At 68.0% G+C, this 13,413-nt stretch carries 13 protein-coding genes; 7 read left to right on the forward strand and 6 right to left on the reverse strand.

Annotated elements, in window-relative coordinates; translation table 11 throughout:
• The first annotated feature begins 90 nt into the window (after positions 1–90).
• Positions 91–1,590, forward strand: a complete 1,500-nt coding sequence (locus tag CRO07_RS14470) for an acetyl-CoA hydrolase/transferase family protein (protein ID WP_097031377.1) — start codon at positions 91–93, stop codon at positions 1,588–1,590.
• Positions 1,591–1,822: 232 nt separating this feature from the next.
• Here the strand turns inward: CRO07_RS14470 and CRO07_RS14475 are convergent, their stop codons facing one another.
• Both CRO07_RS14475 and CRO07_RS18750 read right to left on the reverse strand, forming a co-directional pair.
• Positions 1,823–4,282, reverse strand: a complete 2,460-nt coding sequence (locus CRO07_RS14475) for a sensor domain-containing protein (protein WP_097031378.1) — start codon at positions 4,280–4,282, stop codon at positions 1,823–1,825.
• A 61-nt stretch (positions 4,283–4,343) separates the two neighbouring features.
• The gene (locus tag CRO07_RS18750; RefSeq protein ID WP_097031379.1) at positions 4,344–4,517 is read right to left on the reverse strand and encodes a hypothetical protein; all 174 of its coding nucleotides are present in this window, start codon (positions 4,515–4,517) and stop codon (positions 4,344–4,346) included.
• Between the two features lie 261 nt (positions 4,518–4,778).
• Here CRO07_RS18750 and CRO07_RS14485 point away from each other — a divergent pair, with 261 nt between their 5' ends.
• Entirely contained in the window at positions 4,779–5,615 is an 837-nt protein-coding gene (locus tag CRO07_RS14485; protein WP_235841014.1) for a hypothetical protein, read from the forward strand.
• Between the two features lie 75 nt (positions 5,616–5,690).
• On the opposite strand, the gene CRO07_RS14490 is transcribed toward CRO07_RS14485, so the two are convergent.
• From CRO07_RS14490 to CRO07_RS14500, 3 genes are read right to left on the reverse strand one after another with little or no spacing between them, the layout of a single operon-like run.
• Positions 5,691–6,410: a sigma-70 family RNA polymerase sigma factor gene (locus tag CRO07_RS14490; RefSeq protein WP_097031381.1), complete on the reverse strand. Its 720-nt coding sequence runs from the start codon at positions 6,408–6,410 to the stop codon at positions 5,691–5,693.
• Positions 6,407–7,339: a hypothetical protein gene (locus tag CRO07_RS14495; protein ID WP_097031382.1), complete on the reverse strand. Its 933-nt coding sequence runs from the start codon at positions 7,337–7,339 to the stop codon at positions 6,407–6,409. The genes CRO07_RS14490 and CRO07_RS14495 overlap by 4 nt, the downstream gene beginning before the upstream one ends.
• 3 nt (positions 7,340–7,342) lie before the next feature.
• Positions 7,343–9,457 carry a flagellar biosynthesis protein FlhA gene (locus CRO07_RS14500; protein ID WP_097031383.1) on the reverse strand — a complete coding sequence of 705 codons (2,115 nt, stop codon included), beginning with the start codon at positions 9,455–9,457 and terminating at the stop codon, positions 7,343–7,345.
• A 193-nt stretch (positions 9,458–9,650) separates the two neighbouring features.
• On the opposite strand from CRO07_RS14500, the gene CRO07_RS14505 reads away from it, so the two are divergent.
• Genes CRO07_RS14505 through CRO07_RS14525 form a run of 5 tightly spaced genes read left to right on the forward strand, consistent with a single transcriptional unit; the run spans position 9,651 to position 12,680 of the window.
• Complete coding sequence (locus CRO07_RS14505) at positions 9,651–10,196, forward strand: LPP20 family lipoprotein (protein ID WP_097031384.1); 546 nt, start codon at positions 9,651–9,653, stop codon at positions 10,194–10,196.
• Positions 10,193–11,263, forward strand: coding sequence for a flagellar assembly protein T N-terminal domain-containing protein (locus tag CRO07_RS14510; RefSeq protein ID WP_097031385.1), 1,071 nt, complete (start codon positions 10,193–10,195; stop codon positions 11,261–11,263). The genes CRO07_RS14505 and CRO07_RS14510 overlap by 4 nt, the downstream gene beginning before the upstream one ends.
• Positions 11,260–11,931 (forward strand): flagellar basal body P-ring formation chaperone FlgA, encoded by a 672-nt coding sequence (flgA, locus tag CRO07_RS14515; protein WP_097031386.1) that lies wholly within the window; start codon positions 11,260–11,262, stop codon positions 11,929–11,931. The genes CRO07_RS14510 and flgA overlap by 4 nt, the downstream gene beginning before the upstream one ends.
• Positions 11,932–11,967: 36 nt before the next feature.
• A complete protein-coding gene (gene flgM / locus CRO07_RS14520) occupies positions 11,968–12,270 on the forward strand; it encodes a flagellar biosynthesis anti-sigma factor FlgM (RefSeq protein ID WP_097031387.1) in 303 nt (100 codons plus the stop codon).
• A gap of 29 nt (positions 12,271–12,299) precedes the next feature.
• Positions 12,300–12,680: a hypothetical protein gene (locus CRO07_RS14525; protein WP_097031388.1), complete on the forward strand. Its 381-nt coding sequence runs from the start codon at positions 12,300–12,302 to the stop codon at positions 12,678–12,680.
• 137 nt (positions 12,681–12,817) lie between these two features.
• Here CRO07_RS14525 and CRO07_RS14530 read toward each other — a convergent pair whose 3' ends face one another.
• Positions 12,818–13,321, reverse strand: coding sequence for an SEL1-like repeat protein (locus tag CRO07_RS14530; RefSeq protein ID WP_235841015.1), 504 nt, complete (start codon positions 13,319–13,321; stop codon positions 12,818–12,820).
• Positions 13,322–13,413: the final 92 nt, after the last annotated feature.

Consider the following 13,413-nt stretch of genomic DNA (forward strand, 5'->3'; position numbering starts at 1 on the left):
CCAACGCCCCCCGCTTTACGAAAGATTCTTGTCGGCAGCGACCGAAAGGCCCGCCCGGCACGGGAGGAATATTTTTTCACGGAGGAGACCATGCTCGACGGCGTTCACAACGACAGGATCCGCTGCGGTCGCCTGCGCGAGCGCATCGCCACGGCCGAAGAGGCCGCAGCCCTGATCGAAGACGGCATGACGGTCGGCATGTCGGGCTTTACCCGCGCCGGCGAGGCCAAGGCCGTGCCGATGGCGCTGGCTGCCCGCGCCCGGCAGCATCCCTTGAAGATCACGCTGATGACCGGCGCCTCGCTGGGCAACGATCTCGACAAGACGCTGACCGAGGCGCATGTGCTGGCCCGCCGCATCCCCTTCCAGTCCGACCCTGCGCTGCGCCGCGCCATCAACCGCGGCGAGGTGATGTTCATCGACCAGCACCTGTCGGAAACCGTGGAAATGCTGCGCACCCGCCAGCTTCCCCGCGTCGATGTCGCCGTGATCGAGGCCGTGGCGATCACCGAAAACGGCGGGATCGTGCCCACCACCTCGGTCGGCAACTCGGCCAGCTTTGCCATCCTTGCCGAAAAGGTCATCGTCGAGATCAACCTGAGCCAGCCCGCCGAGTTGGAAGGGCTGCACGATATCTACATCCCGACCTACCGGCCGAACCGGATGCCGATCCCTGTGGTGACGCCCGAAAGCCGCGTGGGCCTGCCTTTCATCCCGATTCCGCCCGAAAAGATCGCGGCCATCGTGGTGACCGAAAAGCTCGACAGTTCCTCGACCATCCTTGACCCCGACGACGACACCCGCGCCATCGCCGGCCACCTGTCAGAGTTCCTGCTGCACGAGGTCCGCGCCGGCCGGCTGGACCACACGCTGCAACCGTTGCAGGCCGGCATCGGCACCATCGCCAATGCCGTGCTGCACGGCTTCATCGATACGCCCTTCCACGACCTGAAAATGTATTCCGAAGTCTTGCAGGACTCGACCTTCGATCTGTTCGACGCAGGCAAGCTGCGCTTTGCCTCGGGTTCGTCGATCACGCTGTCGGAACGGAAATACCAGGAGGTTCTGCCCCGTCTGGCCGAATACAAGCCCCGCCTGATGCTGCGCCCGCAAGAGATTTCGAACCACCCCGAGGTGGTCCGTCGCCTTGGCCTGATCTGCATCAACACCGCGCTGGAATTCGACATCTACGGCAACGTGAACTCGACCCATGTCGGCGGCACGCAGATGATGAACGGCATCGGCGGCTCGGGCGATTTCGCACGAAACGCCTATCTGTCCGTTTTTGTGACGAAATCCATCGCGAAACATGGCGCGATCTCGTCGGTGGTGCCGATGGTCAGCCATGTCGACCATACCGAGCATGACGTGGACATCCTCGTGACCGAGGTGGGCCTTGCCGATCTGCGCGGCCTTGCCCCGCGCGAACGGGCGGCGACGATCATCGCCAACTGCGTCCATGCCGACTATCAGCCCTTGATGCGGGACTATTTCGCCCGCGCCTCGGCCCGTGGCGGCCATACCCCGCATGTGCTGGAAGAAGCCCTGTCATGGCATGTCCGGCTGGCCGAGACCGGCCGGATGGCCTGACGCGACAACGGGTCGGCGGGCCGAACACCGGCCCGCCAGCCCTTTGCCCGGATCGCCCGCGCATGGGCTTTGCAGGCCGCCGAACACGTCCCGGACGCATCCACTCCACCGCCCAAAGCCAGAACCTTTTCGCGATGAGCGACCGAAAGCGTCCTGTTGTGTAAGTGTCGATACCGATCGCCCGGATGACCCTTCCTTGCGCGGTGACTTGAAAAGCCTTTTCAGTAACGTGTTAGCGGCGAGACCGGGAGATATAGGCACAGACCTCTTCGGCCGGCAGCGGATGCGAGAACAGATAACCCTGCGCTTCATCCACACCTTCGGCCAGCGAGCAATCCAGTTGGGCCTGCGTCTCGACCCCTTCGACCGTGGTGCGCATGTCAAGGCTGCGCCCCAGCCCGGCCACCGCCTTCAGGATCGCCAGCGCCTCACGCGCATCCGGCAGATCGCGGATGAAGGAACGGTCAATCTTGATCTTGTCGAACGGAAAGCTGCGCAGATACCCAAGCGAGGAATAGCCGGTGCCAAAGTCGTCCATCACGATCTTCACGCCGACCTTGCGCAACTCTTGCAGCACGCCCACGTTGCGGTCGGTCGGGTCAAGCAGCACCGACTCGGTGATTTCCAGTTGCAGCCGATGCGGCGACAGACCCGACGCCCGCAGCGCCGAGATCACATCCTCGACCAGAAGACCCGAGCGGAACTGATGCGGTGACAGGTTGACCGCAACCGACACATCTTCGGGCCAGCCCATCGCCTGCGCGCAAGCCTCGTGCAGGATCCATCGGCCCATGGCGCCGATCAGGCCGGCTTCCTCGGCCACGGGAATGAACTGATCCGGCCCCACCCAGCCCTCGCCCGGGCGGTGCCAGCGCATCAGCGCCTCGCAGCAGGTCACGCGCCGGTCGAGCAACGCGACAAGCGGCTGGAAGAACACGCTCAATTCGCCCTTACCCAGCGCCGCGCGCAGGGCCGCCTTCATCTTCTGGCGCGACTGAAGGTGGAAATCGGTCGCCTCGTCAAACACGCGGAACGTGCCGCGGCCGGCCTGTTTGGCAGCATAAAGCGCCACATCGGCCGAGCGCATCACCTCTTCGACCGTATCGCTGCGGCGGCGGGCGAAGGCGATGCCGATACTGGCACCGATCTCGGGCACCGTGCCGTCCAGTTCATAGGGCTCCGAGACCGCCTCGATCAGGCGCTGCGCAAGGGTTGCCGCCTCATCCTCGGACCGGACCGGGGTTTGTATCACCGCGAATTCGTCGCCCCCCAGCCGCGCCACCGTATCGGTGGAACGCACCGCGGTGCGCAGCCGGTCCGCCACCTGCAGCAGAAGCAGATCGCCGACCGGATGACCGCGGGTGTCGTTCACCGCCTTGAACCCGTCCAGATCCAGCATCAGCACCGCAACCGACCGCCCCCGCCCCAGACCGGCCAACGCCTCCTGATAGCATTCGGCAAAGTAGTGGCGGTTGGGCAGGCCGGTCAGCATGTCATGGCGCGCCATGTGAAACACCTGAAGCTGCGCCATCACCCGGTCATCCTCGGCCTGCCGCCGGGCGTTGATGTCGACGCAACACCCGATATAGCCGATAAAGGTGCCATCGGCCAGAAACCGCGGCTGACCCACGTCGATCACCCAAGACCAGCTGCCGTCACGCCGCCGCAGCCGGTATTCGTTGGTATAACCCCGCCCGCGCGACAGCGCCTGCGCGAACGCCTCCAGCGCGGGGATGCGGTCGTCGGGATGCACACAGGTCAGCCAGCCGTCGCCCAGTGCCTGTTCCAGCGTCTGGCCGGTGATCTCAAGCCAGGCCCGGCTAACAAAGGTGTTGCGCCCGGTGACATCGGTCACCCAGATCATCACCGGCGTGTCATCGGCAAAGGCACGAAACCGCGCCTCGCTTTCGCGCAGATGCTCGACCGCCATCCGCCGGTCGTGAACATCTTCCAGCAGGCCATACCAGCGTTCGATCCGCCCGTCGGCATCGCGGCGCGCGACGGCGCGGATGCGGAACCAGCGCCAGTTGCCGTCGCGATCGCGCAGGCGATGCTCGGCGTCAAGGGTGCCCGTCTGGGCGACCCCGTGAGCCCAGAGCCGTTCCAGTTCGGCGCGGTCCTCGGGGTGCATCGCAGCCCACCAGGTTTCGAGATTTCGGGTATCGACGGGCAGGCCGGTCAGTTTGGCCAGCCGATCCGAAACATCGGCCAACGTGCCATCGGGCGCGAAAGAGAACGGGACAACGGGATGCAGTTCCAGCAAGCCGCGCAGATGCACCTCGCGCTCGCGCAGCGTGACTTCGGTCTGGCGCAGGTCGGTGACATCAAGAAAGGTCATCACGATGTTCTCGCCCACCGGACGGCGGGTGACGATGAACCGCCCCTCGCCCTCGGAGGTGGGCAGGATGCGTTCGACGCTGCTTGTTCCGGTGGCGAACGCCTCGCGGTCAAGCGCCGACAGATCCTCGGCGGTCGCGCAGCAGATCAGGCTGTGCAACGGCCGACCATGAAGCGCGTCGCGGCTTTCGCCCAACAGCAGGCAGGCCGCCTGATTGGCAAAGACGATGCCCCGTTCGGCGTTCGTGACCAGCACAGGATAGGAAACACCGTCAAAAAAGCCGATCCAGCACTCTTCCGCCGCCGCATCCGTGACGGCTGACCCGCGTCGGCGAAGAAGAGGCATGTCGGTCATGGCGACGGGAAAATCTTTTGAAACCTGGAACTAGTTGCTGACCGGCGCAGGGCCGGTCCGGTCACAGCATGATCAGCGCGGCAAGCCCCGCCCACATTCCCGCCCCGATCACCACCGAGGGCAGAAGCCACCAGCCCGACGGCAGCCGCGGTTCGTCATCGGCCAGCGTCTCGGCCGGGGCGGGTTTGACCGCATGAAATCCGTGGGCGTGCGGGGCAGTCAGGCTGTCGCTCATCTCGTTCTCCGTTCGGACCGGCGTCGGGTGGTGCGGTCTTCCGCCTGCGTCAAAGGATACGGCAAACGCCGCCCTTCGCGGCCGGGCCAGCCGTATCGGCCCGACACCAATAAGTATGCACTGCCCATTCCTAATAAGGTGTTTCCCCCCGCAGGAGATCGGCACCCGCACAACGCATCGTCCACCACCGCCCCCGCGGCCCTAAATCACGCCTGGTCCGATCCGTTCACATCAAAGAGCAGCCCAGACGGAGGAAAAGCCGTGACAGAGAGATTCGCATCCGCCAGTGGAACGGCCAGCCCCGCGGCCGCGGCGCTTGCCCCCGCCATGGCGCATCGGATGCTGGCCCTGATCGAGGCGATCACGGAATATGACACCCACCCCGCCTCGCATTCGCTGACCGGCCTTCTGCGTCTTGCCGCGGGCGAGCAACCGACACTGGCGGAAAAGACCAGCCTTCAGATCGCGGGCCTTGCCGCGCTGACGGCCGGACGGCTTGACCTGACGCCCGAAGGGTTCGACGTGCTGGCCTGCGAGGTCGAACGGCGCCCGCAGCCGCCCCTTCAGGCGCCTGCCACCACCCCATTGGCAACGCCGCCCGAAGGCCCGGTGGCGATCGCGCGCCTGCGTATCGGCTCTGCCAGTTACGAGATCGCGGAGTACCCCGGGGTCGACGCGCTGGCCTTCCGCACCGATCCCACCCTGCCGTGGCGCGACCTGTCGGCGGATCTTGCGCTGGGCTGGTCCGAGATCGCGGCCGAAATCCTGCAACGCACCCGCAACGCACTGGAGGAATACGCGCGGATGCACATGATCCGACGCCGCGAGGACAGCAACCCCGAGGGCGAAAACGGCTTTGACCTTTACGGCATCGGCTGGGAGGTGCGCGACAGCGGCACGGCGCTGTTCATGCGGCTGGATGGCGAGACCGACTGGCAAGAGGTGCGCCCCTCGGCGCTGGCCCATGTCGCGGGTCTGCGCGAACGGGCCGCGGCGGCGCTGGTGGCTCAGGTGCCCGATCTGCGCGACCGCATCGGCGAAGACGTCCATGCCTGGGCCAAGCGTCTTGCCGCGGGTTCGATCGTCGAGCCGATCTGATCCGGTGGCGCCTCCTGCGCCCCGGCGGCGGTCGGGTTGCAGGAGGCGCGCCCGTGACGGATGGCCCGATCCGGCTCAGTCCTCGCCCTGCATCTCGCCGATGAAGCCGCGCAGCCGTTCGATCGCGGCCTTCTTGATCTGCGACACCCGCCCCGTGGTCACGCCAAGGATCTCGGCCACCTCGTAGACGTTCAGTTCGTCCACGAAGATCAGTTGCAGAAGCAGCGCCTCGCGTTCGGGCATCTTTCCCAGCGCGCGGCGCAACAGGCCGCGCATCTGCGTCAGTTGCAGCCGGTCCTCGGCCGATGGGTCGTTGTTCTGGAACAGCGAGGACTGGTCGTCATAGACCTCATCCAGCGAGGCGGTCTGGCTGGTGGCGAACTGCGCCAGCCAGTCCTGATACTCGGTGACCGGCATTCCCAGTTCTTCGGCCACCTCGGGCGTCTCGGGGGCGCGCATCAGCCGGCCTTCCAGCCGCTGCACCGCCGCCTTGACCTTCTGCTGCATGATGATCGTGGTGCGGCAAAGCGTCGAATTCGACCGCAGGAAATCCATGATCGAGCCGCGGATGCGGATCGCGGCATAGGCGGCGAAGGTCACGCCTTCGCGCGGTTCATAGCGGTGGCTGGCATCGACAAGGCCCATGTAGCCGATCTGGATCATGTCGTCGATCTCGACCTTGCGGCCGATCCGGGCGTTCAGGTTCCAGGCGATGCGGCGCACAAGGTCCATATGCGCCCGCACCAGCCGCTCGGGGGTCTGCGCCTGCTCAGCATATCCGCGCGCATGGATCATTGCCGCTCCTCCTTTTCGGGCTCGGACCCTTCGGGCCAATCCGCCGCCCACTCATCCAGCCGCGCCCGGTCGATCCGGCGCAACACATCCACAATCCCGGTGCCGCAGCTTTCCCAGCCCAGCGACAAGCCGCTGGCCGCCAGCGCGCCGATCTCGGCCGCGTCGGGCGCCCACAGGTCGGTGCGCGTCAGGCACAGCGTGGCGCCGGGGAAATCCGCAGCCAGCCGCCCCGCCATCCGCGGAGAAAGCCCCGCGGGCAGCGCAAGGATCAGCTCGCTGTCGCCACGCAACAGATCGGCCAGCAGGGCGGGCCCCGCATCGGGGGCGCAGGACAGATCCACGATCTCGGGGCGGGCCGGATCGGGCGCGGGCCAAGGCGCCGGCGCCAGATCGGCCAGTTGCGGCCATGTCAGTTCCAACCCGACCAGCCGCGACCAGTGGCGCAGCCGCGCGTCGGGGGCCTCGAACCCAAGCCGCGGCGCCACGATCAGCGGCTCGCATCCGGGGCGTTCTTCCAGAAACAGTGCCGCAAAGCGCAGTGCAAGCATGGTCTTTCCCGCACCGGGCGGCCCAACGATCACCACCCGCGAGGGCAGATCGGCCAGCGCCGCCGACAGCAGCGCCTGCGCCATTGCGTCGATGCCACGCGGCAAGGGGGTCAGGCCCTTTGCAGGCGATGGCGGCATCCAGATACGCTCGGCCACCAGTGCCGGTCGCTCGGCTGTTGTCTCGCGCCGGCGGGCTTCCAGAAAGTCGCCAAAAGTCTGACCGGACGAGGGCGCGGGCGGGGGCAGATCGCGCGCGGCTCGGATCTCGATCATGCCGTCGCGCTGACTGGTGGACAGGATATAGGCATCGGGGCCCAGCCGGCGCAAGACCTCTTCCATTGCCTGCTGGCTGTCGGGGGCGCGGACGGTCAGGATGCCCATGGCCTAGCGCGCCCCCGCATTGGCCGGCAGGCCGGTTGCGCCGCCCACCGTGCCCACCACCTCGACGCGGCGCGCCTCGGGCAACTCACCCATGCCGATCACCACCGCATCGGGCAGATGCGGGCGCACGAAGGCGGCAAACGCCCGGCGCAGGGGCTGCGCCACGATCACCACCGCCTGCCGCCCCTGCCCCGAGGCGGTTTCCAGCCGTTCGGCCAGCGCCGTCAGCAGCGATTGCGCCAACCCGTTATCGACCAGAAGCATATCTTCACCCTGCCGGCGCGAGCGCAGCAGAAGCTGTTCCAGATCCGGCTCCAGCGTGATCAGCGGCAGGGGCTGGGTGACCGAGCCCATCTGTTGCAGCAGAAGCGGCACCAGCGCCGGGCGCAGCGCCTCGGCCATGTCGGCGGATGACAGGTTGCGCGCGGCCAGTTCCGCCAGCCCTTCCAGAATGCGCCGCATATCCGAAACCGGGATACGGTCGGCCAGAAGCGCCCGAAGCACCGCCGTCAGCACATGAAGCGGAACCAGTTTCGGCACCACCGACTGCACCAGCGTCGGCGCCACCCGGCCAAGGTTGTCCACCAGCCCCTGCACATCGTCCTGCCCGATCAGCAGCGCGGCATGCTTCACCAGAATCTGGCTGAGATGGGTGGCGATCACGGACTCGGGCTCGACCACCACATGGTCGTCGGCCTCGGCCTCGGGCACCTGATGCGGCAGGATCCAGACCGCATCCAGCCCGAAGCTGGGGTCTTTCACCGCGATCCCCTGAAGTTTGCGCCGCGATCCGCCGCCCGGCAGCGCCAGCTTGCGGTCGGGATGCACGGTATCCTCGCCCAGGATCGCCTGCCCCACGCGGATGCGATACTGGTTCGGCGCAAGGCCCAGATCGTCGCGGATGCGCACGCCGGGCACCACAAAGCCCAAGGCCTTAGACACGTCGCGCCGGATCGCGGTGATCCGCGCCACCAGCGCGCCGCCGCCATCGCCCGCCAGCGGGATCAGCCCGTAGCCGATCTGAAGCGAGATCGGCGCGTAATCGGTCACCTCGTCGGCGGTGATCGCCTCGGGGCCGGCCTTGGCCTCGCCCTCGGGGGGGGCCGCATCGCCGCCCGCGGCATCCAGGCCCGTGGTGCTGCCGTCGCGGCCGTAGGTCAGCCAGGCCACCGCCGCCGAAGCCGCGCCACCGATCAGGAACAACAGGTTCGGCATCCCCGGAACGAGGCCAAGGATCAGCATGACCGCCGCCACCGGCACCCAGGCCCGGCCCACACCCATCTGCTTGCCGATCAGCACGCTCATGTCCGTGGTGGACGACACCCGCGTGACGATGATCGCGGTCGCGATCGACAGCAGCAGCGACGGGATCTGCGCCACCAGACCGTCACCGATCGACAGCAGCACATAGGTTTCGGTCGCCTGCATCAGCCCAAGGCCGTGCTGCGCCGTGCCGATGATGATGCCGCCGACGATGTTGATGACAAGGATCAGGATCCCCGCCATCGCATCGCCCTTCACGAATTTCGACGCCCCGTCCATCGCCCCGTAGAAATCGGCCTCTGCCGCGACTTCGGCGCGGCGGGTGCGGGCATCGTCGGGCGACATCAGCCCGGCGTTCAGATCGGCGTCGATCGCCATCTGCTTGCCCGGCATCGCATCCAGCGTGAAGCGGGCCGAAACCTCGGACACCCGCCCCGCGCCCTTGGTGATGACGACAAGGTTGATGATGACAAGGATGGCGAAGACGAAGGCGCCCACGACGAAATTGCCGCCGATCACGAAAGAGCCGAAGGCTTCGATCACCTTGCCGGCGGCGTCGGGGCCGGTGTGGCCTTGGCTGAGGACAATCCGCGTCGACGCCACGTTCAGCGCCAGCCGCAACACCGTCGCCACCAGCAGGACACTGGGAAAGCTGGAAAAATCCAGCGGCCGGAAGGTGTGCAGCGCCACCATCAGGATCAGCAGCGACAACAGGATATTGCCGACAAAGAACAGATCCAGCAGCTGCACCGGCAGCGGCAGCACCATCATGGCGACGATCACCAGAATGCCCGCGGGCAGCGCCATGCCACCCAGCCGGCCGACCCAGCCCTGCGACGCGACGGCGGCGCTCATGCGCGCACCGTGGCGTGCCGAAGGCTGCGGGGCCTTGGGGTCTGGGGGGCGCGCGGCAATCGGGGCATTCGCATCACTCATCTGGCAGGCCGGTTCGGGCGGTTCGCTGCAAGCGCCGTGCCAGTGCCGAGGCATCGGATGGCACGCCGCTTGCAATCGGTGACCTGACCGTTTCCAGCCAAGGACGCCGCCCATGTCCCAACGTCCTCGCCTCTCCGGCCTGCTTCTGGCGGGGTTTGCGCTGCCCGTGCTTCTGGCCTGCCAGCCCGCCCCCCCGCGGGCGGTTCAGGCCCTGCCCCCGGATGCCGGCGCCCGCACGAAAGCGTTGGCGCAGATGAAGGATTCCTTTGATCGGCTTGATCCGCCCGCACGGCGGCAGGTGGCATCCGCCAGCCCGGCCGCGCCGAACCGGCCACTGGTCAGCGGCCTTGGATTTGCGCAGGTCGCAGGCCAGCCCGGCAAGACCCTGAACGAGAGGCGCCTGATGGCGCTGCGCGCCGCCCGGCTGGAAGCGATGCGCGATCTGGCCGAACAGGTGCATGGGTTGCGACTGGATTCCCGCACGACCGTTCGGGATACTGTCGCGGTCAGCGACCGGATCGACGCCACGGTGCAGGGCACGCTGCGCGGCGCGCGGACGGTGCGGATCACGCCGAAGGGTGCCGACACCTACGAGGTGGAACTGGCCCTTGATCCCGATACCGTGGCCTATATCCTGAAAGCGGCGAGGCGGATGTGAGACGCCTGCTGCTTTTGCTGGCTGTGCTGACATGCAGCGCGCTGCCCGCCACCGCCCAGCCGATCCGGGTCGAGGCCATCGGGTTCGGCACCGTCACCTCGGCCTCGGACCGCGACGCCGCGCGAAGACGGGCGGTCGCAGATGCGTTGCTGGCGGCGGCGCTGGTGGCGGGCGCCGATGTCGCGGGCCATACGTCAACCAGCCGCGGCATCGTCACCTCGGATGTGGCGATGGTGCGGACGGTGGGGCGGGTTCTGGACCACCGCATCCTTGACGAAACCCTGTCGGGACAGGTCTGGCGGGTCAGGATTTCGGCGCTTGTGGGCGAGGGCACCGGGCCGCTTTGCCCGATCCGCACGCTGCTGGTGACCGCCTATGCCCCGCAGATCCATGTCGATCCCCACGGCCCGCCATGGTCGGGCGAACTGGCCGGGCTGATCGCGCAACGCATGGTCGAAGGGCTGGCGCGGCACCCGGCGGTGCAGCTGTCCCGCGTGACCGATCGCGCCATGCCGCGCACCAGCCGCAACGGCGAAGGCTTCGACTATGAGGTTCTGACCCGCGGTTCGGTGCGTCTTGCCGGCGGCGGGCACGGCTTTACCCCGGTGATCCGGCTGCGGATGGCGGGGCCTTCGGTGCTGGAACTGGATCTGGAACTGCATCTGACGGCGGGCGACGGCACGACCGGCGTGCAGCGCCATGTCCGCCGGGTCCGCCTGCCCGGCGCCTCGCCCTTGGGCGGGCTTGCGGTGCTGGTCCAGCCCGGACGCGAGGCGCTGGCCGCGGCCCTGACCAAAGGCGCGGACCGGGCACTGGCCGCACTTCTGGACGCCAAGGGCTGCGAGCCGGTGACGGCACGGCTGACCTCGGCCGGCGAGGTGCAGGTCGGGCGGGCGAACGGGCTGACGCCCGGCAGCCTTGCCTTTACCGCCGATGGCGGATCGACGCAGATGCTGGAAATCGTCCATCTGACCGCGCGCTCGGCCCGGCTGCGGCCCCTTGATCCGACGGTGCCCGCCACCGCCCTTGCCGGCAGACCCGTTCGCTTCATCGAGACCGGGCGATGAGGGCGCTGCTGATCCTGTCGCTTTGCGCCCTTCCCGCCGCCGCCGCGCCGCAAGGCCTGAGCGGGCCCGAGGCCGCGGCCCTGATCGCGGCCGCCATGGCCAAGGCCGGCGTTGCCGCCGAGCCGCCCGCAAGCCTGCGCCCGCTGCCGCCCTGCACGCACCCGCCGCGGGTGACGCCGCTTCAGGGCAACTGGACCACGGCCGAACTGACCTGCGACGCACCCCGCTGGAAACGCGCCCTGCGCACCCGTGCGCCGGTCCGCCACGATCCTTCTGCCGCGACGGCCGAAACCGCCCATGGCCCCACGGCGGCGTTGAGGCGGCCATTGGCCAAGGGCGCCACCATCGCCCGGGCCGACCTTGCGCTTCACGAAGGCGCCCCGCCCGCGCTGCTGGATGCCTATGCCGGGCGCAAGCTGCGGGTTGCGCTGGCGCCGGGTCAGCAGATCCTGCCCCGGCATCTGGAACCCGACTGGCTGGTCAGCCGCGGCGGGCCGGTCGCGCTGCGGGTGGCCGTGGGCGCCATCGAGGTGCTCGCCCCCGGCGAGGCGCTGTCCGACGGCGCGCTGGGCGATCTGGTCGAGATCCGCAACCTGTCCAGCGGCGCCACCGTCCGCGCCACCGTCACCGCAAGAAATATGGCCGAGGTCCGGCCTAACATGCGTTAAGATCCAACCGTTACGAGAGGGAAGAAGGAGGGTAAAATGGTCGAATCTCTCGTCCCCACACCCGGCCCAAGCCGTCTCGAACGCCTGTCCAAGGACACGCCCCCGCGCGTGGACCGCAGCAGTGCAGGAGGGGCTGCCGGCCCTGCCCGCGCCGCTGGCGAGACGGTCGAACTGAGTGCCGCCGCTCTGGCCCTGCCGGACGAGTTGCGCTCGGGTCCGCCCGTCGACATGCAACTGGTGCAGAAGATCAAGACCGCGATCGCCGAAGGGAAATATCCCATCGACATTGAACGCCTCACCGATGCGTTGTTCGCGGATTATCTCGACCTGAAGCCCTGAGACCCGACCGAACCGGAGCATCGTCTGGCATGAGCCCCCTTCTCGTCCTGTCCCTTGCGCTGACCGTCTCTGCGGGCGGCGCGCTTGCCTTCGCGCTGCACCGCCGGCGGCAAAGGCTTGTTGCCGTCCCGGCGGGCACCTCTGCCCCGATCGAGGACCAGCTTGCCGCGCTGGAGCAACGCCTTGCCGAACGGCTGCACGACATGGACTGGCGCCACGCCGCGGCCCTGGACCGGATCAGCGCCACCACCGACAGCCTGCAATCCGATCTCGACTGGCTGACCGGCGAGCGGATGATCGAACAGGCCATCGCACTGGCCCGCAAGGGCGAAGAGCCCGAAGCCATCGCCGCCGAAGCCGGCCTTGATCTGGACGAGGCCAAGGCCGTCGCGCGCCTGCGCCGGCACTGACACCACCGAACACCCAAGGGACGGGGCCGGAAGCGCCCCAGCCTGCGCTCGAACCGGCACCCCTTCGGCAGCGGCCTTGCACGGTCACCGAACCGGCAGCCCCGCCCTTGATCCCGCAGCCGTCAGGAAAGCCCCGATCACCCCGCAGCGGCGCAGGCCGGAGCGGGGTTTTTCGCCTCGCGGCACCAGACGGCGAAGGCCTCAAGCGCGCCGTCCTGCACATTGAAGCGGTCCTTTTCGGGGATTGCGGCCAGCGTGGCATCGCGCGCCCCGGCGGCCTCGGGCTGGCCAAGGGCGGCAGCAATGGCCAGCCATTCATAGGCCCGCCGGGCATCGGGTTTCGGGCGCAGGTGAAGCAGCACCCGCGCAAGGCCCAGCATGGCCGCGCTGTCGCCCTCGGCCACGCGCGGCGCAAGCCGGGCTTCCAGCCGCGCCGCCAGCGCCTCGCACGCGTCGGGCGGCAGGGCGGATTGCAGCTTATCCGCCAGCACCTCGGCCGGGGCCACGCCCTCGATCCTGGCCAGCCATGCCCAGAAAAGCGCCTCGCGCGGGTTCTGCGGCAGGCCCGCGCCTTCGGCATAGATCAGCGCCAGATTGAACTGTGCCTCGGCATCACCCGCTTCGGCCAGCGTCTTGAACATACATTCCCCAAGTGGCATGCCGTCTGACGTGAGTTTCGCCTGAATCCGACCGCAGGACAATCATTTTCCGTCCCGAGCGGCGTCGTCGGGCG

This window comes from Cereibacter ovatus (genome assembly GCF_900207575.1).
GTDB lineage: Bacteria > Pseudomonadota > Alphaproteobacteria > Rhodobacterales > Rhodobacteraceae > Cereibacter_A > Cereibacter_A ovatus.

Excerpts from the sequence above, each read along its gene's own strand:
- CRO07_RS14470 (WP_097031377.1), top strand. The coding sequence starts at position 91 with ATGCTCGACGGCGTTCACAACGACAGGATCCGCTGCGGTCGCCTGCGC.
- CRO07_RS14475 (WP_097031378.1), bottom strand. The coding sequence starts at position 4,282 with ATGACCGACATGCCTCTTCTTCGCCGACGCGGGTCAGCCGTCACGGAT.
- CRO07_RS18750 (WP_097031379.1), bottom strand. The coding sequence starts at position 4,517 with ATGAGCGACAGCCTGACTGCCCCGCACGCCCACGGATTTCATGCGGTC.
- CRO07_RS14490 (WP_097031381.1), bottom strand. The coding sequence starts at position 6,410 with ATGATCCATGCGCGCGGATATGCTGAGCAGGCGCAGACCCCCGAGCGG.
- CRO07_RS14495 (WP_097031382.1), bottom strand. The coding sequence starts at position 7,339 with ATGGGCATCCTGACCGTCCGCGCCCCCGACAGCCAGCAGGCAATGGAA.
- CRO07_RS14500 (WP_097031383.1), bottom strand. The coding sequence starts at position 9,457 with ATGAGCGCCGCCGTCGCGTCGCAGGGCTGGGTCGGCCGGCTGGGTGGC.
- CRO07_RS14505 (WP_097031384.1), top strand. The coding sequence starts at position 9,651 with ATGTCCCAACGTCCTCGCCTCTCCGGCCTGCTTCTGGCGGGGTTTGCG.
- flgA (WP_097031386.1), top strand. The coding sequence starts at position 11,260 with ATGAGGGCGCTGCTGATCCTGTCGCTTTGCGCCCTTCCCGCCGCCGCC.
- flgM (WP_097031387.1), top strand. The coding sequence starts at position 11,968 with ATGGTCGAATCTCTCGTCCCCACACCCGGCCCAAGCCGTCTCGAACGC.
- CRO07_RS14525 (WP_097031388.1), top strand. The coding sequence starts at position 12,300 with ATGAGCCCCCTTCTCGTCCTGTCCCTTGCGCTGACCGTCTCTGCGGGC.
- CRO07_RS14530 (WP_235841015.1), bottom strand. The coding sequence starts at position 13,321 with ATGTTCAAGACGCTGGCCGAAGCGGGTGATGCCGAGGCACAGTTCAAT.